Below are 22401 nucleotides of genomic sequence, written 5' to 3' on the forward strand. Positions count from 1 at the left end.
GGCGGTCCGGGGCGTCGCCCGGACCGCCGCCCCATCGCGCTACCCGTTGTGGCCCCGGTCCTCCAGATACCGGGTGTGGGTCTGCTGCCGTCGCGTCTCCGCCTCCCGCAGCGCCGTCGCCAAGGCCTCCGCCTCCCGGTGCAACAGCGCCAGCTGCCGCTCCAGATGACGCTCCGGCGGTTCCGTGCCGGGCGCGATCCGCGTCCACCAGCGGGTCCGTACGAACGTGTCGACCGACTCCGGGATGTCCTGGTGCACGGCGCGCGACAGGGCGTGGACGCCCTCCGGATCGGTGGCCAGCGCCTGGGACACCCAGCCGGGGGCCAGCAACCCCGCCAGCAGCTCCGTCAGTTCGGTGAGCCGGCCGGCCGCGGCCGGTGGCAGCTCCACCTCGTCCAGATACGCCCGCAGGGTCCCGAAGTCGTCCCGCAGCGCGTCCAGCCGGGACGAAGGGTCGGGGAAGTCCGGGGCGGGCGGGCGCTCGGGGGGTGCGATCAGCGCGCCCGCGCCGTACAGCCCGACCACCACCACCGGCCAGTACGCCCCCGCGAGCCCGGTGAAGGTCAGGGCGAGTCCGATGATCCCGCAGGCGCTACCGGTCAGGTTCTTCCGTGATTCGACGTAGGCCAGGACCCTGTTCGCGGATCCGCCCCGTGCCTCGCCGTCCGGCCTACTGGTAGCCACGGATCTCCTCGAACGCCCCGTCCAGGGAGCCCGGCCCCTGGTCCTTCGTCGCGTCGAAGAGCCGGCCGCCGGTCAGCGTGGCGATCCGGTCCAGCTCGCCGCGGTCCGAGTCGCCGAAGACGACCGGGAAGACCGGGGTGTTCTGCCGCGCGGCGGGCAGCGACCGGTAGTAGGAGGCGAAGCCGTCGGCCGTGGCGCCCGCCGTGTTCTCGCCGTCCGTCATCAGCACCACCGAGGTGAACGCGGACTTTGTGCCGTCGCCGAGATGCTCGTAGGCCGACTGCAGACTCGAATAGATCGCCGTCTCCCCGCTCGCCGTCAGCGCGGCGGTGTCCGCCTTGATCGCCGCCAGGCCCCGCCGCGGATCGGCCGGGTCGACCGTATGCGTACGGATCTGCTTCACGGACGAGCCGAACGGCAGCAGCGTGACCTCCTCCCGCTCCCGGAAGTCCCCGGTCAGCCCGGTCAGTGCCGCCTTCAGCTGCCGCAGCCGCTCCCCCTTCATCGAGCCGGAGGTGTCCAGGACGTACACGGTGCGCGAGGGCCGGCGGAGCTTGTTCTCGTACGAGTGGAGCAGCCCGTCGGCGACCGACCGCGAGCCGGGGAACGGGAGTTCACGGCGTGCCTCGGCGGCGAGCGGTGCGGCGGGCCGTACCGAGGGCACGACCGGGCGGCGGAACGTCTGCCGGGTCAGCTGCCGCTGAACGGCCGGGGTGCGGAAGTAGGCCGTCAGCGCCCGCACCGAGTCCTTCGCCTCCGGTGCGGCGGCGGACAGCGTGCTGAGCGGGTAGTCGGCGGTCACCACCCCGTCGCGGGGACGGATCACGGTCAGCCCGGTGCGACGGTCGCGGTTGAGCGAGAGCAGCACCGACTCGTAGTTGATCAGTGCGTCGACCGTGCCGCGCCGGGCGTACGCGGTGGCCAGCCAGCCCGAGGAACCGGAGGTCAGCCGCTGCCCCGCGAAGAACTCCTTCAGCTTCCCGCTCGCCCCGCGCACATCGGCGTCGGTCAGGGCGGACTCTGCGCCCGAGAGCCCGGAGGCGACCGAAACCAGCGCGGAGAAACCGGAGTTGGAACGGACCGGGTCGGTCATTCCATAGGTCAGCCGGCCCTCGGCGACCGCCCGGTGCACCTGCGACCAGGTGACGTCCGAAGGCTTCCAGCCCAGCCGCTTCACGGCGGCCGGGCGGACCCCGAGGGCGACCGGCGAGGCCATCAGCGGGGTCTCCGACGTGATGCGCCGGGCCGCGTCCGGGCGCAGCCGCAGATAGTCGTTCGACGACAGCCACACCGCGTCGTAGGCGCCGTCGGCCTTGCCGGACCCGAGCAGTTCGACGGCGTCGAGCGTGCCGGTCCAAGTGGGCCGCACGGTGATCCCGGTCGCCTTCCGGGCCTGATCCAACAGCGGTTTCATGTCGGAGAGTTCACTGGAGGCGAGGACGCGCAGCGTGCCGGGGCGCGGGGCGCCGTCGTCCTTCGTCGGGGCGCCGGACGGTCCGCCGTCCGACGCGGAGCAGGCGGCGAGCGGGACGAGCGCGGCGACGGCCAGCAGCGAGGCGAGCGAGCGCGTGACCCGGTGCCGCAGCCGTCTCGGCCGCCGTCGGGGACGGCCCGTCATCCGAGACCCCCGCCCTCAAGGGCCCCGGCGGTCCGGCTGCGCTCCAAGTGGGCCCCGGCCTGCCGGAGTTCCATGGAGAGCGACTCCACGGTCGCCGCCATCGACTCGGTCGCCTGCACCTTGTACGTGTCGATGGCGTCGAGCGTCCGGTAGATCTGCTGGAACGCCGTACGCAGCGTCTCCGCGCCCACCGCCGGGTCGGCGGCGATGCGCTGGATCTCGCCGCTCTGGCCGGCGAGCATCTCCGCGTTCCCGCGGATCAGGTCCTCCGTCGTGGAGCGCAGCACCTGCACCTGCTCGGTCACCTTGCGCTGGCTCTCCAGGGCCGACGCCAGCATCACGGCGATCCGCAGGGCGGAGACGGTGGTGGTCGCGGCCCGGTCGACGCCCCTGATGAGTTCGTCGTTGTTCCGGCGCACGACATCCATCGCGAGGTACCCCTGCGCGCAGACCGCGAGCTGGGTCAGCAGATCCTGGTGCTTCTGCCGCACGGGGAAGAGCACGTCGGCCCGCAGCGCGTCCGCCTGCACCGGGTCGGTCGCCGCGGTCGCCGCGATGCGCTGCTCGACGGCGCCGTCCAGTGCCTCGGTGAGCACCACGTACTCCTGGAGTTTGCCCATGGTCTCCCAGAGCCGGGTGCGCTCGGTGTGCAGGGCGGCGTTGTCGCGGCGCAGTTCGTCCTGCCCGCCGCGCAGCGAGCCCACGATCCCGTTCAGGGTGGACTGGGCGGACGCGTACTTGGCGACGTGGTCGCGGAGTTTGTTGCCGCCCGGGAGCCTGGCCAGGAGCCGGCGGGCGCCGCGGCCCGGGGTGTCGCGCGGGTCGAGGTCCTCGACCGTGCGACGCAGCTCGACGAGGGAGGCGCCGACCCGGGTCTGCGCGTCCCCCTCCCCGGAACCGGACAGGGAGCGGACGGTGCGGTCCAGCATCCGGTTGGACTGCTGGGCGGCACCGCGGATGTCGCCCTGCCCGAGCGAGGTGATCTCCCCGATCCGGGTGGCGAACTCGGGCGACCGGGCGTCGAGCCCGGCGAGGCCGCCGATGTACTCGGTGGCGCGGCGGGTCATCTCCGCCCGTACCGAATCGTCGACCGGTACGAGACCGGCGGCCTGCTCGGCGCGGACCGGGGCGACCGGCTCCGGCGGGGTGAGGACGAGCGGCGGGGCGGCCCCGTCGGGCGGGGTGAGGGCGGGCGGCTGCGGCTCTTGGGTCATGGTTGGGATCTCCCGGGAGGCGTGGATCATCAGCCGCGGGTCCGCCGGGCCATCGCGCGCAGCACCGTGGCGGTGGGCACGGGCGCCTGACGGACCCCGGTCAGCTGTTGGTCGATGTAGTCGGTGCGGCCCTTGGTGGCGGCGGTGAACTCGGCCGCGGCACCCTGGGGCCGGAACCCGTGCCGCACGGCGAGCCTGCGCAGCTCCGGGTCGGTGGAGAGCAGCTCGCCCAGCCGCCGGCCGGTGCCGGTCAGCGGGACGAGGGTGTGGTCGCTGGAGACGGTCGTGTCGGGGTAGAGGAGAACCAGGTCCCCGACCTCCTGCTTCTGCATCAGCAGCGAGGCGACCTGCGACTCGTACACCAGGACCAGCGGGTTGCCGACACCGCTGATGAAGTCCCTGAACGGGGCGTCGCTGCTGGTCTGCTGCGCGCCCTGCACCTGGATCAGCTTCTTCAGCAGCGGCGCGGTGCGGTCGATCGCGGCCTCGTCCGCGGCGACCCGGCCGCCGTCGGCGACGTACGACGCCGCGGCGAGGTAGAGCGCGCCGGAGTTGGACGAGACGGGATCGGTGCTGGTGATGAAGACCGTACCGGTCAACTCGGCGTGCTTTCCCGATCCCTTGAGCTGCTGCCAGGACCGGTCCGCCCGCGCGGCCTCGAGGTACGGGCCCATGAGCAGCTTCCCGCCGGCCTTTCCGTTCAGCGTCGCGAGTCCGTTGTCCGCCAGCACCTGAGCGGCGCCGCGGTGCGCGACGACGACCAGCGGCGAGTAGAACGGCCTGAGCGGCCCGCCCTCGACGGAGAACCTGCGCCGCAGCTCGTCGGCCGGGGCCTGCGAGCCGGGAAAGGCGAAGTCGTATCCCTTGAGGGGGAGTTGATCCATGGCCCAGGAGCCGGATGTCTCCGCCTTGACGGTGAACCCCTTGGCGGCGAGGGCCTTCACCACGTCGGGATCGTCGAAGAACTCGGCCTTCTCCGATCCGATCACTCCACGCACGGTCTTCGTTGCCGTGCTCGTGTCCCCGGTGTCGCGGCCCACTGCGACGGCTACTGCCACTCCGCCGATCAGCAGCACCGCCAGGACGATTCCCACGATGCGTCTCACACGCGAAGCCTGCTCGCGGAAACCCACATTCCAGGCGGAGTTGGGTGGACGGGAGGTGAAGTGTCGTGCACCGGACCGTAAGCATCCCGGTACGCGACGGAGGCAGGACGGGAGCGGGTCGCTCCGGTGTCCTGCCTCCGGGCACGGATGGGTGGCGCCCGGTCCACGCGCCTCGACGGCCCGTGAACCGGGGCCGTCAGAGGGCGCCGACCAGTCGCGACGGGGCGGCGGTGGCGGCGTCGACCGCCGCCGTGTGCGCGTCCATGCGCTCCGCCGCGAGGATCGCGACGGCCGTGTCGGCACGGGACGCGGCCACCACCAGTGCCCGGCCCGCGAGGGCGTGCGCACGGCGGTGGAGCGTGAGCGCGGGTGCATCGGTTCGACCGGCGTGCCGGGCGGGCGGCGCGCCGCGCAGCCTGGCGACCTGCTCGGCGATGCGGTTGCCCGCCACGCCGAGGTCCAGCTCGTCGGTGACCGCGAGAAGCGCGGCCAGGTGTCCGGCGAGCTGGATGTCCAGCTCTTCCTCGCGGGAACGGTGCGGGAAGTCGTCGGCGTGGTCGGCCGGTGTGTGGACCGATTTGGTGCGGATCGGTTCGTACATGGATGGCCTCCTGGTGTTGCTGTGGAACCATCCTAGCTTGGATTCAGTCTAAAGTTGTCCGTAATCGATTCCGAGATGGCTCAGGGAACGACCGGCCACCCGTCACGGCTGCCCGTACCCGTCCAGGAAGTGCGCGATCCGGGTCACCGCGTCCGTCAGATCCTCGGTCGAGGGCAGCGTCACGACGCGGAAGTGATCGGGCTCCGGCCAGTTGAACCCGGTGCCGTGCACGACCATGATCTTCTCGGCCCGCAGCAGATCGAGGACCATCTGCCGGTCGTCCTTGATCTTGTAGACCTTGGGGTCGAGGCGCGGGAAGAGATACAGCGCCCCCTTCGGCTTCACGCAGGTCACACCCGGAATGGAGGTCAGCAGGTCGTACGCGACATCGCGCTGCTCCAGGATGCGGCCGCCCGGCAGCACCAGCTCGTCGATCGACTGCCGGCCGCCGAGCGCGGTGGCCACGGCGTGCTGCGACGGCATATTGGCGCAGAGCCGCATGTTGGCGAGGATCGTCAGCCCCTCGATGTACGAGGAGGCGTGCGCCTTGGGGCCGCAGACCGCCAGCCAGCCGGACCGGTACCCGGCCACCCGGTAGTTCTTGGAGAGCCCGTTGAAGGTGAGCACCATCAGATCGGGGGCGATCGTCGCGGTCGGGGTGTGGGTCGCTCCGTCGTACAGGATCCGGTCGTAGATCTCGTCGGAGCAGACGACCAGGTTGTGTCGCCGGGCGATCTCCGTCAGCCCGCGCAGCATCTCGTCGTCGTAGACCGCACCCGTCGGATTGTTCGGATTGATGATCACGATCGCCTTGGTGCGGTCGGTGATCCTCCGCTCGATGTCGGCGAGGTCCGGCATCCAGTCGGCCTGCTCGTCGCACCGGTAGTGCACGGCCGTACCGCCGGCCAGCGACACCGACGCGGTCCACAGCGGATAGTCCGGAGCCGGTACGAGGACCTCGTCGCCGTCGTCGAGCAGCGCCTGCATCGACATCTGGATCAGCTCGGAGACGCCGTTGCCCAGGTAGATGTCCTCGACGTCGAGGTCGATCCCCTTGGTCTGGTAGTGCTGCATCACCGCCCGCCGCGCGGACAGCAGTCCCTTCGCGTCGCCGTAACCGTGCGCCCCGGCGAGGTTGCGCAGTATGTCTTCGAGGATCTCGGGCGGGCACTCGAACCCGAACGCGGCAGGGTTGCCGGTGTTCAGCTTGAGGATGCGGTGACCGGCGGCTTCCAGCCGCATCGCCTCCTCCAGCACGGGGCCCCGGATTTCGTAACAGACATTGGCGAGCTTCGTGGACTGGATGACCTGCATGTCTGGGAGCTTACGACCGTGTTTCGCGCGCCGCCCGGCCTTCCGTCCCCGGTTGCCCCACCCGGGTGCCCGGCGCGTCGTCGCCCGACTTCCATAGCCATGCGTCCACCGTCCCCGGACCGTGAGAACGCCGGTGGGGGACGGGGCGGGGCTTGGAAAGGGCCGGAACGAGGACGTGACGGAGACGGACGGGTGAGATGCGCCACGTGAGCGGAAGTGTTCGAGGGGTGAGCGCCGCGAAGAGGGGCGCGCCCCGGCCCGTACGCCTCCGGCCCGTGCGGCCCCTGGCCCGTACGCCCCCGGCCTGTACGCCCCGGCCTGTACGCCCCGGCCCGTGAGGGAGGCGCGCCCCCGATGGGGCACGCTCCCGGCTGCCGGTGTCACTCGGACAGGCGTGCGCCCCGTGAATCACTCGGGCAGTCGTGTGCCCTGCGGCAGCTGGATGCCGAAGTCGGCCGCCAGCACGTGGAGCACCTCGTCGCCGTCCGCCAGCTGCCGTTCCTCGCGGGTGCCGTCGTGCGCCGTGACCGTCAGCGTGCGGCCGGTCAGCGACAGATGGGCGTCCGGGGTGGTGCGCTGGACGTACACCTGATGCTGGAACGGGGAGCGCGGGTTGGTCGCGATGTGCCAGTTGATGACCTCGTAGTCCGGTGCCTCGAAGGGCTCCAGGGTGAAGGCGTACTGGCCCTCCCACCCCCCCCGTCGGCGGTGTACGCCTGGAGCTCCCACAACGGGTGCGTCAGCGGACCAGCAGGTCCACCACACCCGTCGTGCTCTCGTTGCCCCGCCCGTCCGCGAGAAGACGTCCCATCAGGTCCAGATACGGGGTCAGCAGCTCGCTGCTGACCCCCTGATCCTCCGCCGTGCGCAGCAGCGTGGCACTGCCCGCTACCTGCATGGCGAGGTTGGACACGACCCCCCGTGTGTAGTCGCCGTCGGCCAGCTGGGCGGCGGACGCGTGCACGGAGGGAGTCATGGCGACGAGCCAGTCGGCGAGCAGCGGGGCGAGAGTCGTCGGATCGATGTTCTCCTTGCGGACCAGGGCGAACGCGTGGGAGATCCCGGCGAGCATCCCGTACATCGCACTCAGCAGCGCCACGTCGTGCAGGGCGGCGAAACCGGCGTCCTCGCCGACGTAGGAGGTGCCGGCCGGTACGGCCAGGACGTCGTGGTGGGTGTCGAAGAGGGCGCGGGAGCCGCTGTAGAAGACGTACGCGCCGGAGCCCGGGGCGCCGATCATCGGCGGGACCGCCATGATCCCGCCGTCCAGGAAGCGGGCCCCGCGCTCGCGGGCCCAGACGGCGCGGGCGCGGGCCTGGGCGGGGGTGGACGTGGTGAGGTCGACCAGATCCTTTCCGGCCAGGTCGACGCCGGTCAGGGTCTCGTCGACCGAGGCGTCGTCGAGCAGGCACACGACGACGAGCCCGCTCGCCGCCACCGCCTCGGCGGCGGTCGGGGCGACCAGGGCCCCTTCCGCGGCGAGCGGTTCGGCCCGGCCCGGCCCGCGGTTCCAGACGGTGAGCGGATGCCCGGCGGCGAGCCAGGCACGGGCGAGTGCGGTGCCCATGGCACCGAGCCCGAGGAGAGTGAGCGGCGACTTCTCGAATGCGTTGTCGGTCATGCCGATTAGGCTTGTCGCAGGCCCGGAAGTGATCAAGTACGCACTTCGAAGTGGGTGGTTACCGCCGGGTGAGCGAGCAGGTGGGAGGGCTGGGCCATGGGGACCGTACGGAGGCCGGGGGCGTACGTCTGCGGGATCGACGCCGCGATGGACGTGATCGGCGGCAAGTGGAAGGTGCTGATCCTCTGGGCGCTCAACGAGCGGGTGTGCCGCTTCGGCGAGCTGCGCAGGATGGTGCCGGGGGTGACGGAGAAGGTGCTCACGTCACATCTGCGGGAGCTTGAGGAGGACGGCATCGTGCACCGGGAGGTGCATGCGGAGGTGCCGCCGCGCGTCGAGTACTCACTGACCCCGCTGGGCTCCCGGCTCAACGAGGCACTGGCGCCGCTCGGCGCCTGGGGAAGGGAGAACATCCTCGTGGGCGCCGAGCGGCCGCAGCCCTGACGGGCGCCCGCGGTCACGGCCTGGTGCGCGATGGCGGGCTGACTCCCGGCGTCATGCGGCTTCGCCTCCGGCGTTGCCGTCGGTGGACGACGCTCCGCGTCGCCTCCCTGCTCCGCCTCGGACCCGAAGCCGCATGACAACGCTCGCCGATCCACTCCCCATCGTGCACCGGGCGGTTACGCGCCCTTGTCCTCGGCGAGCGTGTGCGCGACCAGGGCGTTGGCGTGTCCGTGCCCCAAACCGTGTTCGGACTTGAGCCAGTTGACGATCTCCATGTGCTTGGTCGACGGGGAGGAACGGATCAGGTCCTTCCACTCCGCGATCGGGCGGCCGTACTTCTTCTCGATCGACGGGAAATAGCTCGCGGGGCCCTTCACGGCATCAGTCATGGCGGGCATTCTGCCATCGCCGGCGGTGACCGTCCGGGCGATATCCGGCGGCCGGGCGGGCCGGACCGTGCTCCCGTCGTCACCGGCCGACCGCAATCCGAGTGCGGCGGCGGACCGCGCTCCGGCACACTGCGCCGATGAACGCAGCTCCTTCCCCGTTGCCGCAGGCACGGGCCCTGAGCCATGTCGCGTCCCGGTCCACGGGCCGGCCGCTCGACCCCGACCTGCCCCTCACTCTGAACTTCCACCCCGACCGGCTGGTGGGCGGTCGGCCGATCCTGGACCGGCTGGCCGAGGACGGTGTCTACCGGTCGCAGTTCGTCACCGGTACCAGCAACGGCGGCCTGACCGCGCACCCGGGCGGCGACCGGTGGCGCTGGGAGAGCCGGATCTTCGGCGGCGCGTACGATGCGGCGCCCGCCGAACAGCGTCCGGTGTACGGCGCGTTGAACTTCCGTCGGAAGGCTGTCGGCGCGGCGCCGAGGTTCGGTTCCTCGTACTTCCGGCTGACTGCGGACACCCTGCCTCGGGCCACGTTCTGCTACCCGGACAGCGCCGCCGAGCCGACGGACTTCGGAGTCGCCTCCGGTACGCACCTCATCGAACTGGCCGAGGCCGACGACCGGGACGCGCTCGACGACTACATCGAGGCGCAGATACATGGCCCGGTCGTCCTCGACCGCCATGTCGAGGCCCTGGTGCTGGACCCCGGCTACCGGTCCACGCCGGTCGAGGAGGCGGCCGGCCGGCTCCCCTGCCGCACGGAGTGGCACGAGGGATTCCGGCTGACCGTCGAGCAGTTGCGGCGCCGTCCCGACTATCGGGGCGCGGAGATCGTCGAGCTCGGCGCCGAGATCGCGCAGGACGGTGTGCTCGACCCGCGCGTCATCGGGGACGCCGTTCGCGGCGGCCGGTACGACGCGCAGTCGCTCAAGAGGGTCTGGCACTGCCTCGCCCGCTTCGGCGCCCCGCCGCACCGCCCGGCCGATCCGACCGATCCGGGCACGGACGGTCGGGTCCGGCAGGGCGCGGCTTCCTGACGTGAGCATTCGGAGCAGGCCCGGCCCCGGGATCCCGCACGCGAGGCTGTCGCAGGACGGCGGAGAGGCCGAAGCGGAACTCTGGACCCCGGCGGAGCGCTCCAAGGCCTGAGAACGGACGGCCCGGATCCGACGGCCCGGTATCGGGCGGTCCGCGGCCGGACGGCCGGAAACCGCCCCTTGTGGGGGCCCCTCACGTGCGCCAACATGCGCATGTCAAAACCGAAGGAACTTCGGTCGCAGGGGCCGTTCGGGCCCTGCGCAGGTCACTAGAGGGGACCCCCACATGAAGAAGCCTCTCGTCGGCGCGCTTTTCACCGTTCTGCTCCTCGGGACGGGAATCGCACCCGCGACCGCGGCCACCGGCCACGACGCGGCGGCGACCGGCACGGTCAAGGCGCAGATCCAGCCCAAGGAACAGATCAAGGCGAAGGCGGTCAACTTCGCCGGGACCGTCGCGCTCAGCAACTGTTCCGGTTCCGTCGTCCGTACGCCCGACTCCCAGCCCAACGACCCCGCGCTCGTGCTCTCCAACGGGCACTGCATGGAGTCGGGTTTCCCGGGACCGGGCGAGGTGGTGTTCGACCAGCCGTCCACCCGAAGCTTCACCCTGCTGAACGCCGCCGGCAGCGGTGTCGGCACCCTGCGGGCGAGCAAGATCGCGTACGGGACGATGACCGACACCGACATATCGGTGTACCAACTTACCCGCACCTACGCGCAGATCGAGAGCAGCTACGGCATCAAGGCGCTGGAGCTGAACACCGCACACCCCGTCCAGGGCACCGCGATCACCGTCGTCTCCGGCTACTGGAAGCGCACGTACGCCTGCAACGTGGACGGATTCGTCTACCGTCTCAAGGAAGGTTCGTGGACCTGGAAGGACTCGGTCCGCTACACCTCCGCCTGCCAGACCATCGGCGGCACGTCCGGCTCCCCGGTGATCGACAACGCGACCGGCAAGGTCGTCGCCGTCAACAACACCGGCAACGAGGACGGCCAGCGGTGCACGGACAACAATCCGTGCGAGGTCGACGAGAGCGGCAATGTGACGGTGCGCCAGGGCATCAACTACGCCCAGGAGACCTACGGCATCGTGCCGTGCATCGGCACCGGCAACAAGTTCGACCTCAGCCGGCCGGGGTGTGCCCTGCCCAAGCCGTGAGTGTGTGACCCCGTGGTCGCCGCCGTCGCCGCCGTTCGGGCATCGACGGCGGTGACCCGCCGCACCGCGGAGAACCGGATCGCACCGCGCACGGAAGAGCCCGCCGGAATCCGGCGGGCTCTTCCGTGGTCTCCGCGCGGCGTCGGGGGAAACATGATCTTCTCCGGTCGCCGGGATGACGGAGCAGAAGCGGGCCTCGCGCGTCGTCGCGCCCGCGACGTCCGGGCGTGACCGGCCGGACACGGCGCCGGAGCCCGTCGAGCGCGTTGCCCGCCGGCCCCACGACGGGGACGGCATCGGGCGCCGCGACCGCGTCGTGCGGCTCGTCACGGATCCCCTTGCGTTACTCGCGGAACGAGCACGCCGGCCGGGATCGCGGGCGACGTCGCGGACGCGCATGCTCTCCATACCGGACAACTCATCGGTCCGGGCGTACCGGGACGCGCCAGGACCACACACGCGGTGACGCGCGAAGCCGTCTCCCGGTGCAGGCGCCCGGTGCCGCCGGCCCCGGAAGGCCTCGCTCCGTCCCGCCCTCGCGCCGCTCCGTGGATCCGGACTCCGCGAGAGGGCTCACCCGGGCTCGTCCACAAGGGCCAAAAAATCTCGGGCGGCGATGTCGAGAACCCGTGCCCGGCTTCGTCCCAGCAGTGAACGCGGCCAAGATGGGTCGCACCAGCACCGAGGAGAGAACACGATGGCCAAGTACTTGCTGCTCAAGCACTACCGCGGCGCCCCGGCTCCGGTCAACGACGTGTGCATGGACCAGTGGACGCCGGAGGAGATCTCGGCCCACGTGCAGTACATGGAGGACTTCGCGGCCCGGCTCGAACGGACCGGCGAGTTCGTCGACGGGCAGGCGCTCTCCCCGGAGGGGACGTTCGTGCGGTACGACGGCGAGGGCCGCCCGCCGGTCACCGACGGTCCGTTCGCCGAGACCAAGGACCTCATCGCCGGCTGGATGGTGATCGACGTCGACAGCTACGAGCGCGCCGTCGAGCTGGCCGGAGAGCTGTCCGCCGCCCCCGGGGCGGGCGGGAAGCCGATCCACGAGTGGCTCGAACTGCGCCCGTTCCTGACCACGCGGCCCACCGTCACGGAGTGACCTCGTCGATGGACGAGAGCCTGCTCCGGAGCCTCACGCCGAGCGTGCTCGGGATCCTCGTCCGCCGCGGAGCAGACTTCGCGGCGGCCGAGGACGCCGTGCAGGACGCGCTGGTCGAGGCGGTCCGCGTCTGGCCGGCCGACCCGCCGCGCGACCCCAAGGGCTGGCTGGTCACCGTGGCCTGGCACCGGTTCCTCGACGCGACCCGGTCGGAGGCCGCCCGGCGCCGGCGTGAGGATCTCGTCGACGAGGAGCCGGGGCCCGGACCCGTGCCCGCGGTGGACGACACGCTCCAGCTCTACTTCCTGTGCGCCCACCCGTCGCTGACCCCGTCGTCCGCGGTCGCGCTCACGCTGCGCGCCGTCGGCGGACTGACCACCCGCCAGATCGCACGGGCCTACCTGGTGCCGGAGGCGACCATGGCGCAGCGCATCAGCCGGGCCAAGCGCACCGTGTCCAGTGTGCGGCTCGACCGGCCCGGCGACGTCGCCACCGTGCTGCGCGTCCTCTACCTGGTCTTCAACGAGGGCTACTCCGGCGACATCGACCTCGCCGCCGAGGCCGTCCGGCTCACCCGGCAGCTCGCGGCCGCGATCGACCACCCCGAGGTGGCGGGGCTGCTCGCCCTCATGCTGCTCCACCACGCCCGGCGCGCCGCCCGGACCGCGCCCGACGGCAGCCTGGTGCCGCTCGCCGAACAGGACCGCGGCCGGTGGGACACCGGGGCGATCACCGAGGGCGTCGAGATCCTGCAGGCGGCCCTCGCCCGCGACCGGCTGGGCGAGTTCCAGGCCCAGGCCGCCATCGCGGCACTCCACGCCGACGCGCCCACCGCCGAGGAGACCGACTGGGTGCAGATCGTCGAGTGGTACGACGAGCTCGCGCGCCTGACCGACAGCCCGGTCGTCCGGCTCAACCGCGCGGTGGCCGTCGGCGAGGCCGACGGACCGCGCGCCGGCCTGGCGGCGCTCGCGGCGCTGAACGACTCGCTGCCCCGCCACACCGCGGTGGCGGCGTACCTCCACGAGCGCGACGGCGACCTGGCGACGGCGGCACGGCTGTACGCCGAGGCGGCCCGGAAGGCCACCAACCTCGCCGAGCGCGACCACCTGACGCGCCGGGCCGCCCGGCTCAACGCCCGCGGGCGCGGCTGACGGGTCGCGCCCGGATCCCGCGGCACCCGACGGCCGAGTGCGCCGGTACCGCGGGGGAGGGTCGTCCGCGGCCGGTACGGGCCGCACGCGCGCTGCCGTGCGGCCCGCACCGGCTCACCGGTCGGCGGCGCTGCGGATCGCCGCATCGATCCCGTCGAGCAGCACGCCGAGTCCGACGGTGAACGTCTCCCGTGCCTCGCGTTCCAGGTACGGCATCGCCTCGTCACCGGGAGCGGCCGGGGCCGGCTGCGGGGCGGACGCCCTCTCCATGGCGCTCAGGCCCGGATAGCGGTCCGCGAAGTCGGGTGCCACCTCGCCCAGCAGCGCCGAGCGGGCGTACCACCACTCCTCGTCCGGCTCGCCCGTCTCCGCCGCCGCCTGCCGCGCCTCGGCGACCGTCCCGGCGCAGCCGCGGAGGAAGTGGGACAGCGTGCCGACCAGCCGCCGCAGGAGGGCGGCGTCGAGCCCGGTGCGGTTCAGGAGGCGTACGAGAGTGTCCAGGGCGGCGTACTCGTGCGGACCGAGGACGGGGCGGGCCTGGGAGACCTGGAGCACCCAGGGGTGGCGGAGGTGGAACGCGAGCGTGTCGTGCGCCCAATCGGTCAGCGCCGCACGCCAGTCGCCGGCACCGGCGTACTCCGTGGGCAGTTCGGCGTGGACCGCGTCGTACATCAGGTCCAGCAGCTCGCTCTTGCCGGGGACATACGTGTAGAGCGCCATCGCGGTTCGTCCCAGCCGCTCGCCCACCGCGCGCATCGAGAGCGCGGCCATGCCGTCCTCGTCGGCGACGGCGATCGCGGCGGTCACGATCGCGTCGACGCTCAGCCCCGGTCTGGGACCCGGCGCGGGTGTGCGGCGTGGTCGCGCCGGCTGTTCGGCGCGCCAGAGCAGGAACATCGAACGGCGGGCATCGCCCTGTCCGGCAAAGACCACCACTTGCGACTCCTTACGCCATAAAGTAACTTCGCCAAGTCAATTCCTTATGCCATAAAGTATCAGTCGCAGAGAGTGGGTGCCGCGATGGGTCAGGCCTTGCCCGTGTCGTACGTACAGGTCGTGGGGGTGGAGCGGATCACCCCGCGGACGGCGCGCGTCGCCTTCACCGGGGACGCGCTGGCGGAACTCCTGGAGGACCGGCCCGACCAGCAGATGAAGCTCTGCTTCCCGAGGGCGGGGCAGGGCGCGCCCCGTCTTCCGGAGCCGGACGCCGACGACGTCTACGGCATGCGGTGGTACGAGGCGTACCTCGCGATCCCCGAACCGGAGCGTCCACTGATGCGGAGCTTCACCGTCCGCGCGTACGACCGCCAAAGCGGCGTGATGAGCGTCGACTTCGTGCTCCACGGGGACGACGGACCCGCCGCCCGCTGGGGCCGGGACGCGCGCCCGGGGGACGTTCTCGGCATGGTCGGTCCGTCGTCGGCGTACGCCCGGTCGCTGCCCGCCGCCGACTGGCTGCTGCTGGCCGGGGACGAGACGGCGCTCCCGGCGATCGGGACACTCCTGGAATCCCTCCCGGCCGGGGCGCGGGCGGTGGCGTACGTCGAGGTCGCCGACGAGGCGGAGGAGCAGGCGCTCGCATCGCCCGGCGAGGTGGCCGTCCACTGGGTGCACCGGGACCGCGGCGAGCAGCTGGTGGACGCGGTGAGGGGCGCCGTGCTGCCCGCCGGATCCGGCGTGGCATGGCTGGCCGGTGAGGCCGGGGCGGTACGGGTCCTGCGCCGTCATCTCGTCGAGGAGTGCGGACTGCCCAAGCGGGCCGTGGAGTTCAGCGGCTACTGGCGGGAGCGCCTCACCCAGGACGACGCCCCGACCGAGGAGGACCTGGCCTGGGCGAAGGAGCGAGCGGCGGAGGACCAGGACCCGTCCTGAGGGCTCGTGACCGGGCGCGCGACGACAGGCGGCGCCTCGCCGCGTTGTCGGGACGTCCGCATACATCCGGTGTGCGGACGTCCCTCCGCCTTGCGATGCACCGCGTCCGACTCCGCACGCTGCTCCACCAGGACTACGAATCACTGAGGCCCGTCGCCCGACGGCGACGGGCCTCATGAAGGGGCCGGCATCGACCGACGGAGTCGACGGCCAGGCCCCTCGCGCGCGGAAGCCGCTTACGGCCTGATCCACTCTCTGTCGTGCACCGGGCCGTTACCTCGTCACGGCGTTCAACGCGTTCACGATCCCGCGCCCGTAGAACCCGTTGTGGTTCTTCGGCCCCTTGCACACGGCGTCGATCTTGCCGTCGGAGTCGATGTCGTACGGATCCGTGCACGGCGTGGCGTCGGCCCCGGAGTACAGCAGGGCCTTCACCTGGCCGGCGGTGGCGTGCGGGTGCGTCGATCTGATGAGGGCGGCCACCCCCGCGACGTGCGGGGACGCCATCGACGTGCCCGACTTGTAGGCCCACGTGCCGCCGGGCATCGTGCCGAGGATCCCACCATCGACGGCCGGCGCGGCCGGGGGCTGGTAGAGGATGGAGTCGCCTCCGGGCGCGGCGACGTCGATGACGTCCAGACCGTAGTTGGAGAACGACGACTTGATGCCCTTCGCGCCGGTCGCGGCCACGGTCACCACACCGGGCAGCTGGGGCGGCAGGACCAAGCACTTGTGCGGGTCGATCACGCGGTCGCCCGGCGTGCCGTCGTTCGGGGAGGCGGGGTCGGTGAGGGAGTCCGCGTCCAGGTCGCGGCGCTCGTTGCCCGCGGCCGCGACGTTGACCGTGCCCTTGCGCTCCGCGTACTGCGAGGCCCGGGTGACGGCGTCGACGAGTGCCCTCTGGTCCGGGTCGTCGAGGCAGTTGAAGTTCCAGGGGTCGGTGTAGTAGCTGCTGTTGGTGACGTCCACATGGTGTTCGGCCGCCCAGACGAAGCCGCAGACCACGGCCTCGGTGTAGATGTAGTCCTCCGGGGTGGCCACCTTGATGCCGGCGACCCGCACGCCGGGCGCGACGCCGGTCATGCCGATGCCGTTCTTGGCCGCCGCGATCACACCCGCGACATGCGTGCCGTGGGCGGCGTTCTCCGACGCGCTCGGCCGCCAGGCCCCGTCCGCGGTGTTCGGCTTGCCCGAGACGCAGTTGACGGACGCCTCGCGGTCGAAGTTCGGGGCGAGGTCGGGATGGGTGTCGTCCACGCCGGTGTCGATGACGGCGACCGTGACGTCGCGGCTGCCGAGCGTCTTCTCGTGCGCCTTGTCCGCCTTGATGGCGGGCAAGTCCCACTGCGACGGCTCCAGAGGGTCCTGGCCTTCGGCCGCCCGAGCGCTCGCGACCTCCTCGGCGCTGAGCACCCGCGTCGCGCCGGCCTCGGTCGTCGACTGCGGGGCAAGGGGCGCGTTGCGGGTGACGCCGGCCGACTGCACGCCCGGAACCCTGCGGACGGTCCGGGCGAAGTCGCGGTTCGAGGAGTGGACGACGATCACGCCGATCCGGTCGTACGAGATCACGATGGTGCCGCCCGCGTCGGCGATGGCCTTCTTCACCGTCGTGGACGGGCCTTTTCCGGTATCGACGTTGACGATGTAGCTGAGGGAGGTCGCGTCGGCCGTCGTGGCCGTCGTGGCCGTCGCGGCCGTCGGGACCGCCTCGGCCGCCGACGCCGTGACGTCGGGCAGGATGGCGAGGGCGGTCGCCATGACCATCCCCAGTGGAAGGGCGACGAGGCGACGGGAGCACGCGCGCGGCGCTGTCATAGAGGTCTCCAGTTGGTTCGCGGTACGGGTGGTATGACGCGTCGGGAGACTCAACAAGTTGATCGAAGAGGTCACTTGACTGTTCGCAGGGAACCCGTTCACGCGCCTGCCACCCGTGCGGGTCGCGCCCACGACCGGTCGCCGTTGTGGTCGTGGGGGCCTTCCGACCGGATCAGCGGGTGCGGCCCGCTCCCCGTACGGCCCGGCCCGCCAGCACCTGCGTACGGCGGCCGTCCTCGATGACGAAGCGGCCGTCGATCAGCACGTGCGGGATGCCGACGGGCAACGTACGCGGCTGCTCGAACGTCGAGCCGGCCGCCACCGTCTCCGGGTCGAAGAGGACCAGGTCGGCGCGGTAGCCCTCGCGCACGTACCCCCGGTCGGCCAGACGCAGCCGCGTCGCCGGGCGGGAGGTGAGGTGGGCGACGCACTCCTCCAGGGACAGGATGCCCAACTCCCTCACGTACCGGCCGAGATACTGCGGGAACGTGCCGTACGCGCGAGGATGCGGCTTGTCGCCCTGGAGGATGCCGTCGCTGCCGCCGGTGTGCACCCGATGGCGCATGATCTGCCGGACGTTCTCCTCGTGGCCCACGTGCTGGAGGATGGTCGAGCCGAGCCGGTCGTCGACGAGCAGCCGGCGCGCGGTCACCCAGGGCGCCTCGCCCCGCAGCCGGGCGGACTCGGCCACCGTACGGCCGACGTGGTCGGCGAGACGGGGCACGCTGACGCCCGAGATCTCGATCGTGTCCCACTCGATCGGCACGCCGTGGCAGCCGTCCGAGCCCAGCACCTCCAGGTGGTGCCGGATCCGTTCTGCCGTCGCGTCGTCCGCGAGCCGGGCGAGGACGGCCTCGGGCCCGCCCTCGCTCGCCCAGCTCGGCAGCATCGCGACGAGGGTCGTGCAGCCGGGGGTGTACGGGTAGGTGTCCAGCGAGATGTCCGCGCCCGCGTCGAGGGCGTCGTCGAGAAGGGCGAGAAGGTCCGGCGCCCGGCCCTCGTTCACACCGAAGTTCATGGTGGCGTGGGCGAGGTGGAGGGCGCAGCCCGCGTTCCGGGTGAGCCGTACCATCTCCGCGTACGCGTCGAGCGCCCCCGCCCCGTACGAGCGGTGGTGCGGGCAGTAGTAGCCGCCGTGCTCGGCCACCACCCGGCACAGTTCGGTGAGTTCGGCGTCGTCCGCGTACATGCCGGGGGTGTACGTGAGGCCTGAGGACATGCCGACCGCGCCGTCCGCCATGCCCTGGCCGACGAGTTCCTTCATCCGGGCCAGTTCGGCTTCGGTGGCCGGCCGGTCCTCCCATCCCATCGCGTACATCCGGACTGTGCCCTGCGGGACGAGGTAGGCGGCGTTGACCGCGATGCCCCGGCCGTCGAAGTTGCGGTCCAGCCGGTCCAGGTACTCGCCGACCGTGCGCCAGTCGAAGTCGAGATCCGTGTCCTCGGGCGCACCGCCGTTCCAGCCGCTGATCGCCCTCCGCACCTCCGCGAGCGTCCGGTCGTCGGCCGGGGCGTAGGACAGGCCGTCCTGGCCGAGGACTTCGAGCGTGACGCCCTGTGCGGCCTTGGCGCTGTGGTCCGGGTCGCGGAGCAGCGCGAGATCGCTGTGCGCGTGCATGTCGATGAAGCCGGGGGAGAGGGCGAGCCCGTCGGCGTCGAGGGTGCGGCGGGCGGTGGGGCGCGGGCCGGGTGCGTGTTCGGGGTGGATCCCGGCGATCCGGCCGTCGTCGACGGCCACGTCGGCGCGGCGGGCGGGCGTGCCGGTGCCGTCGACGACGAGGGCGTTGCGGATGACCAGGTCCATGAAATGGGCCGCCTTTCAGCGGAATCGAGCCCCTCCGGCGTTCGAGGGGCCGGATCCGGATCCGGATCCGGGTCCGGGGCCGGAGCCCCGGACCCGGGAAGGGTTCAGAAGAAGGTGCGGATGTAGTCCGTGACCGTGCCGTCCGCCTCCACCAGCGGAATCAGCTGCCACTTGTCGAAGCTCGTGCACGGATGCGACAGGCCCATCCCCACCCAGTCGCCCACTTCCAGCTCCGCGTCCGGCTCCGTGCGCAGCCAGGTGTGCTGGTCCGACAGGCCGCTGACCGTGATCCCCGTCGCGGGCCGGACCGTGCCGTCGCGGCCGGACCGTACGACCTGCGCCTGCGGGAGGTCGAGGTCGTACGCCGCGTCCCGCTTGCCCGCGTTGAGGAACGCCTGCTCGGCACAGGGCCGGGAGACGACCTGCGCCCAGAGCCGGAAGGCGGGCTGGAGGGCGCCCTCCTCGGGGACGCGGTTGAACGGGGTGAGGTGGCGGTAGTGGCCGTCGTCGTGCGAGACGTACGCCCCCGAACGCAGCAGCTTGAGCACCGGGGCGGAGAGGTCCGGGATGTCCGCGAACACGTCCGCCACCGCGTCGAACCACGCGCTGCCGCCCGCGCTGATCACGATGCCCTCGGCCGCCGTCGCCGCGAACCGGCCCGCCCGGTCGAGGTCGACGGCCAGCGCGACGAGCCGGTGCAGCCACTCGCGCACCCGCTCGCCGGACGCGTCCGGCACCTCGCCCTCGTAGCCGGCCACGCCCACCAGACGCAGGGTCCCGGTGGCGGCCACCGCGTCGGCGACCGCCGCGCATTCGGCCTCGGTCCGGACGCCGGTGCGGGCACCCTCGCCCGCGCCCAGCTCCACGACGACGTCGACGGGACGGGAGGCGCCCGCCGCCCGCAGCGCCTCGTCCATCAGCTCCACGCCGCGCACCGAGTCGACGTAACAGATGAAGCGGAACTCCGGGTCGGCGTCCAGCTCGCCGGCCAGCCAGCGCAGGGCCGCCGCGTCGACCAGCTCGTTGGCGAGGAAGATCCGCCGGATCCCGTACGCCCGGTAGACCCGTGCCTGGTGCGGTACGGCGGCGGTGATGCCCCAGGCGCCGTGCGCCAGCTGGCGGTCGAAGAGCTGCGGCGACATGGAGGTCTTGCCGTGCGGGGCGAAGGCGAGCCCGTGGCGCTCCGCGTACGTCTCCAGGAGCGCGAGGTTGTGCTCGACCGATTCGGCGGACAGCGCGAGCACCGGGGTGGTGAAGCCGCCGGTGAAGAGGCTGCGCCGCTCGGCGGCGAGGGCGCCCACGGTCAGGCCCTCCGCGTCGGGAGGGAGCGCCTTGAAGCGGTGGTCGACCAGCTCGTCGGCAAGTCCGGCCACAGGACGGTCGGCGGCCAAGGGGGCCTCCTCGATCGAAGTAGTCGTTGCAGCATATGCAACACTCATTGCGTATATCGCTTGACGCTGTCTAACATCCGAGCCGACGCCGGGTCAATGCCGAGAGCCGGCTCCACCGCTCCCACGACCGCCGCCCCGCATCACCGAAGTCCACCTACCCCGCGAGGAGCCCCGAGTGTCCGGAACCCCGGCCAGGACCGCCGAGACCGCCACGGCCGCCGAGGTCGTGTGCCTCGGCGAGTCCATGGTGACGTTCCTGCCGTCGCAGCCCGGACGCCTCGCCGACGTACCCTCCTTCGGTCGCGGCATCGGCGGCGCCGAGTCCAACGTCGCCTGCGCGCTCGCCGCGGCCGGGCACCGGACGGCCTGGGTCAGCCGGGTCGGCGCCGACGGATTCGGTGATCACCTCGTGGAGGCGATCACCGGGTACGGGGTCGACACCTCCGCCGTGCGGCGCGATCCGGACCGGCCCACCGGGATCTACTTCCGCACGGCGACGGACCGGGCCACCGATGTGCACGAGGTCGCCTACTACCGGGCCGGATCCGCCGCCTCCGCGATGTCCCCGGACAACGTCCCGTACGAGGCGCTGCCCGCCGCCCGCGTCCTGCACCTGTCCGGCATCACGGCGGCGCTCTCCGCCGACTGCCTGGCCCTGCTCCACGACCTGACGGCGCCCCGGCCCGGCCGCCCGCTGGTCTCCTTCGACGTCAACCACCGCCCCGGCCTGTGGCGCGACGCCCACGCCGCTTCCGGCGTCCTCCTGGACCTGGCCCGCCGCTGCGACCTGGTCTTCGTCGGCGAGGACGAGGCGGAGGAGGCGTGGCAGGTGCGTGGCGCGGAGGCGATCCGCGCGGCGCTGCCCGAACCGGCGGTGCTGGTCGTGAAGCGGGGCGGCGAGGGGGCGACGGTGTTCTCGCGGGCCGACGGGGCCGACACCGTCACCACCGTCCCCGCCCTCCGGGTCGACGTCGTCGCCCCCGTCGGCGCGGGCGACGCCTTCGCCGCCGGGTTCCTCTCCGCCACCCTGCGCGCCCTCCCCGTACGCGACCGCGTCCGGCACGGCCATCTGATGGCCGCCGCCGTCCTCACCGTCCCCGGCGACCTCACCGGACCTCCGGCCCGCGCGCACGCCGACGCCCTTGCCGCTCTGGACGACGACGCCTGGGGGAGACTTCGTCTCGGCCCCGGGTGGACGGGGCACGACCAGGAGGTACGTACGACGTGAGCGGGCGCGGAGAGCGAACGGACGAGAGGGGCGTCCCGGGCGAGGGCCGGGACGGGAACAGCGAGGCACGCACATGAGTCAGACCGTCGACCGGGCACTGAGCATCCTGCCGCTGCTCGCCCAGGGACCCGCCGACCTCGGACAGGTCGCCGAACGGCTCGGCGTCCACAAGTCCACCGCGCTGCGCCTGCTCCGCACGCTCCACGAGCACGGACTCGTCTACCGCCAGCAGGACCAGCGCTACCGCCTCGGCGCCCGCCTCTTCGCGCTCGCGCAGGAGGCCGTCGAGAACCTCGACGTACGGGAGATCGCCCACCCCCACCTCGTCGAACTCAACGAGAGCTGCGGCCACACCGTGCATCTCGCGGTGTACGAGGAGCACGAGGTCCTCTACATCGACAAGGTCGAGAGCCGTTACCCGGTCCGGATGTACTCGCGGATCGGCAAGCCCGTCGCGATCACCGTCGCCGCCGTGGCCAAGCTGCTCCTCGCCGACCTCACCGAGCCCGAGCGGCGCGCCATCGCCGAGAAGCTCGACTACCCCATGTACACGTCCCGTTCGATCCCGAACGCCGGTGCCTTCCTCAAGGAACTCGCCGCCGTCCGCGAACAGGGCTGGGCCACCGACCTCGGCGGCCACGAGGAGTCCATCAACTGCATCGGCGCCCCCATCAGGGGCGCCGACGGGCGGGTCGTCGCCGCGATGTCGGTCTCCGCGCCCAATGTCGTCGTCACGGCCGAGGAACTCCTCACCCTGCTCCCCCTGGTGCGCCGCACCGCCGACACCATCAGCCGGGAGTACTCCGGCACCGACCAACCCAGGAGAACCTGAACAG

Annotated in this window: 20 protein-coding genes and 1 pseudogene; 8 read left to right on the forward strand and 13 right to left on the reverse strand. The window is 72.1% G+C overall.

Annotated elements, in window-relative coordinates; all coding sequences use genetic code 11:
- Window positions 1-39: 39 nt before the first annotated feature.
- The 8 genes and pseudogenes from ACIQCZ_RS03900 to ACIQCZ_RS03935 all read right to left on the reverse strand — a co-directional run bounded on the left by ACIQCZ_RS03900 (window position 40) and on the right by ACIQCZ_RS03935 (window position 8158).
- Window positions 40-684: a hypothetical protein gene (locus ACIQCZ_RS03900; protein WP_402279396.1), complete on the reverse strand. Its 645-nt coding sequence runs from the start codon at window positions 682-684 to the stop codon at window positions 40-42.
- The gene (locus tag ACIQCZ_RS03905; protein WP_402279399.1) at window positions 671-2302 is read right to left on the reverse strand and encodes a substrate-binding domain-containing protein; all 1632 of its coding nucleotides are present in this window, start codon (window positions 2300-2302) and stop codon (window positions 671-673) included. The genes ACIQCZ_RS03900 and ACIQCZ_RS03905 overlap by 14 nt, the downstream gene beginning before the upstream one ends.
- The gene (locus ACIQCZ_RS03910) at window positions 2299-3516 is read right to left on the reverse strand and encodes a toxic anion resistance protein (RefSeq protein ID WP_402279402.1); all 1218 of its coding nucleotides are present in this window, start codon (window positions 3514-3516) and stop codon (window positions 2299-2301) included. The genes ACIQCZ_RS03905 and ACIQCZ_RS03910 overlap by 4 nt, the downstream gene beginning before the upstream one ends.
- Before the next feature lie 29 nt (window positions 3517-3545).
- Complete coding sequence (locus ACIQCZ_RS03915; protein WP_402279404.1) at window positions 3546-4649, reverse strand: hypothetical protein; 1104 nt, start codon at window positions 4647-4649, stop codon at window positions 3546-3548.
- A gap of 169 nt (window positions 4650-4818) precedes the next feature.
- The gene (locus ACIQCZ_RS03920; protein ID WP_402279406.1) at window positions 4819-5223 is read right to left on the reverse strand and encodes a hypothetical protein; all 405 of its coding nucleotides are present in this window, start codon (window positions 5221-5223) and stop codon (window positions 4819-4821) included.
- Window positions 5224-5325: 102 nt separating this feature from the next.
- Window positions 5326-6537, reverse strand: a complete 1212-nt coding sequence (locus ACIQCZ_RS03925) for a pyridoxal phosphate-dependent aminotransferase (RefSeq protein ID WP_351080351.1) — start codon at window positions 6535-6537, stop codon at window positions 5326-5328.
- Window positions 6538-6945: 408 nt separating this feature from the next.
- Window positions 6946-7286: pseudogene (locus ACIQCZ_RS03930) on the reverse strand (arylamine N-acetyltransferase); the annotation flags it as partial.
- Window positions 7277-8158, reverse strand: coding sequence for an NAD(P)-dependent oxidoreductase (locus ACIQCZ_RS03935; protein ID WP_402279408.1), 882 nt, complete (start codon window positions 8156-8158; stop codon window positions 7277-7279). The pseudogene ACIQCZ_RS03930 and the gene ACIQCZ_RS03935, both read right to left, overlap by 10 nt.
- 96 nt (window positions 8159-8254) lie before the next feature.
- On the opposite strand from ACIQCZ_RS03935, the gene ACIQCZ_RS03940 reads away from it, so the two are divergent.
- Window positions 8255-8602 carry a winged helix-turn-helix transcriptional regulator gene (locus ACIQCZ_RS03940; RefSeq protein ID WP_402279411.1) on the forward strand — a complete coding sequence of 116 codons (348 nt, stop codon included), beginning with the start codon at window positions 8255-8257 and terminating at the stop codon, window positions 8600-8602.
- A 176-nt stretch (window positions 8603-8778) separates the two neighbouring features.
- On the opposite strand, the gene ACIQCZ_RS03945 is transcribed toward ACIQCZ_RS03940, so the two are convergent.
- Window positions 8779-8991, reverse strand: a complete 213-nt coding sequence (locus ACIQCZ_RS03945; protein WP_402279413.1) for a DUF4287 domain-containing protein — start codon at window positions 8989-8991, stop codon at window positions 8779-8781.
- Window positions 8992-9128: 137 nt separating this feature from the next.
- Between ACIQCZ_RS03945 and ACIQCZ_RS03950 the strand changes: the two genes are divergently transcribed.
- The 4 genes from ACIQCZ_RS03950 (at window position 9129) to ACIQCZ_RS03965 (ending at window position 13455) form a co-directional block, all read left to right on the forward strand.
- Window positions 9129-10031 (forward strand): DUF3626 domain-containing protein, encoded by a 903-nt coding sequence (locus tag ACIQCZ_RS03950; RefSeq protein WP_402279415.1) that lies wholly within the window; start codon window positions 9129-9131, stop codon window positions 10029-10031.
- A 286-nt stretch (window positions 10032-10317) separates the two neighbouring features.
- A complete protein-coding gene (locus ACIQCZ_RS03955) occupies window positions 10318-11196 on the forward strand; it encodes a serine protease (RefSeq protein ID WP_402279417.1) in 879 nt (292 codons plus the stop codon).
- 697 nt (window positions 11197-11893) lie between these two features.
- Window positions 11894-12301: a YciI family protein gene (locus ACIQCZ_RS03960; RefSeq protein ID WP_402279419.1), complete on the forward strand. Its 408-nt coding sequence runs from the start codon at window positions 11894-11896 to the stop codon at window positions 12299-12301.
- An 8-nt stretch (window positions 12302-12309) separates the two neighbouring features.
- Window positions 12310-13455 carry an RNA polymerase sigma factor gene (locus tag ACIQCZ_RS03965; protein WP_402280212.1) on the forward strand — a complete coding sequence of 382 codons (1146 nt, stop codon included), beginning with the start codon at window positions 12310-12312 and terminating at the stop codon, window positions 13453-13455.
- A gap of 114 nt (window positions 13456-13569) precedes the next feature.
- Here the strand turns inward: ACIQCZ_RS03965 and ACIQCZ_RS03970 are convergent, their stop codons facing one another.
- Window positions 13570-14391 carry a TetR/AcrR family transcriptional regulator C-terminal domain-containing protein gene (locus tag ACIQCZ_RS03970; RefSeq protein WP_402279422.1) on the reverse strand — a complete coding sequence of 274 codons (822 nt, stop codon included), beginning with the start codon at window positions 14389-14391 and terminating at the stop codon, window positions 13570-13572.
- A gap of 84 nt (window positions 14392-14475) precedes the next feature.
- Between ACIQCZ_RS03970 and ACIQCZ_RS03975 the strand changes: the two genes are divergently transcribed.
- Window positions 14476-15327 carry a siderophore-interacting protein gene (locus ACIQCZ_RS03975; RefSeq protein ID WP_402279424.1) on the forward strand — a complete coding sequence of 284 codons (852 nt, stop codon included), beginning with the start codon at window positions 14476-14478 and terminating at the stop codon, window positions 15325-15327.
- Between the two features lie 273 nt (window positions 15328-15600).
- Here ACIQCZ_RS03975 and ACIQCZ_RS03980 read toward each other — a convergent pair whose 3' ends face one another.
- From ACIQCZ_RS03980 to ACIQCZ_RS03990, 3 genes are all read right to left on the reverse strand, one after another.
- Window positions 15601-17142, reverse strand: a complete 1542-nt coding sequence (locus ACIQCZ_RS03980) for a S8 family serine peptidase (protein WP_402279426.1) — start codon at window positions 17140-17142, stop codon at window positions 15601-15603.
- Window positions 17143-17314: 172 nt separating this feature from the next.
- A complete protein-coding gene (locus tag ACIQCZ_RS03985) occupies window positions 17315-18946 on the reverse strand; it encodes an amidohydrolase family protein (RefSeq protein ID WP_402279429.1) in 1632 nt (543 codons plus the stop codon).
- 104 nt (window positions 18947-19050) lie between these two features.
- A complete protein-coding gene (locus ACIQCZ_RS03990) occupies window positions 19051-20385 on the reverse strand; it encodes an alanine racemase (RefSeq protein WP_402279431.1) in 1335 nt (444 codons plus the stop codon).
- Window positions 20386-20512: 127 nt separating this feature from the next.
- On the opposite strand from ACIQCZ_RS03990, the gene ACIQCZ_RS03995 reads away from it, so the two are divergent.
- Together ACIQCZ_RS03995 and ACIQCZ_RS04000 are read left to right on the forward strand one after the other, a co-directional pair.
- Window positions 20513-21565: a sugar kinase gene (locus tag ACIQCZ_RS03995; protein WP_402279433.1), complete on the forward strand. Its 1053-nt coding sequence runs from the start codon at window positions 20513-20515 to the stop codon at window positions 21563-21565.
- Between the two features lie 73 nt (window positions 21566-21638).
- Complete coding sequence (locus tag ACIQCZ_RS04000; protein ID WP_402279436.1) at window positions 21639-22397, forward strand: IclR family transcriptional regulator; 759 nt, start codon at window positions 21639-21641, stop codon at window positions 22395-22397.
- Window positions 22398-22401: the final 4 nt, after the last annotated feature.

It is taken from the genome of Streptomyces sp. NPDC093149, from assembly GCF_044754145.1.
GTDB lineage: Bacteria > Actinomycetota > Actinomycetes > Streptomycetales > Streptomycetaceae > Streptomyces.

Bases quoted from the DNA above. Each gene is read 5' to 3' on its own strand.
- ACIQCZ_RS03965 (WP_402280212.1), top strand. From the start codon at position 12,310: ATGGACGAGAGCCTGCTCCGGAGCCTCACGCCGAGCGTGCTCGGGATC.
- ACIQCZ_RS03945 (WP_402279413.1), bottom strand. From the start codon at position 8,991: ATGACTGATGCCGTGAAGGGCCCCGCGAGCTATTTCCCGTCGATCGAG.
- ACIQCZ_RS03990 (WP_402279431.1), bottom strand. From the start codon at position 20,385: ATGAGTGTTGCATATGCTGCAACGACTACTTCGATCGAGGAGGCCCCC.
- ACIQCZ_RS03950 (WP_402279415.1), top strand. From the start codon at position 9,129: ATGAACGCAGCTCCTTCCCCGTTGCCGCAGGCACGGGCCCTGAGCCAT.
- ACIQCZ_RS03960 (WP_402279419.1), top strand. From the start codon at position 11,894: ATGGCCAAGTACTTGCTGCTCAAGCACTACCGCGGCGCCCCGGCTCCG.
- ACIQCZ_RS03925 (WP_351080351.1), bottom strand. From the start codon at position 6,537: ATGCAGGTCATCCAGTCCACGAAGCTCGCCAATGTCTGTTACGAAATC.
- ACIQCZ_RS03980 (WP_402279426.1), bottom strand. From the start codon at position 17,142: ATGACAGCGCCGCGCGCGTGCTCCCGTCGCCTCGTCGCCCTTCCACTG.
- ACIQCZ_RS04000 (WP_402279436.1), top strand. From the start codon at position 21,639: ATGAGTCAGACCGTCGACCGGGCACTGAGCATCCTGCCGCTGCTCGCC.
- ACIQCZ_RS03940 (WP_402279411.1), top strand. From the start codon at position 8,255: ATGGGGACCGTACGGAGGCCGGGGGCGTACGTCTGCGGGATCGACGCC.
- ACIQCZ_RS03935 (WP_402279408.1), bottom strand. From the start codon at position 8,158: ATGACCGACAACGCATTCGAGAAGTCGCCGCTCACTCTCCTCGGGCTC.
- ACIQCZ_RS03955 (WP_402279417.1), top strand. From the start codon at position 10,318: ATGAAGAAGCCTCTCGTCGGCGCGCTTTTCACCGTTCTGCTCCTCGGG.
- ACIQCZ_RS03985 (WP_402279429.1), bottom strand. From the start codon at position 18,946: ATGGACCTGGTCATCCGCAACGCCCTCGTCGTCGACGGCACCGGCACG.
- ACIQCZ_RS03910 (WP_402279402.1), bottom strand. From the start codon at position 3,516: ATGACCCAAGAGCCGCAGCCGCCCGCCCTCACCCCGCCCGACGGGGCC.
- ACIQCZ_RS03975 (WP_402279424.1), top strand. From the start codon at position 14,476: ATGGGTCAGGCCTTGCCCGTGTCGTACGTACAGGTCGTGGGGGTGGAG.
- ACIQCZ_RS03920 (WP_402279406.1), bottom strand. From the start codon at position 5,223: ATGTACGAACCGATCCGCACCAAATCGGTCCACACACCGGCCGACCAC.
- ACIQCZ_RS03905 (WP_402279399.1), bottom strand. From the start codon at position 2,302: ATGACGGGCCGTCCCCGACGGCGGCCGAGACGGCTGCGGCACCGGGTC.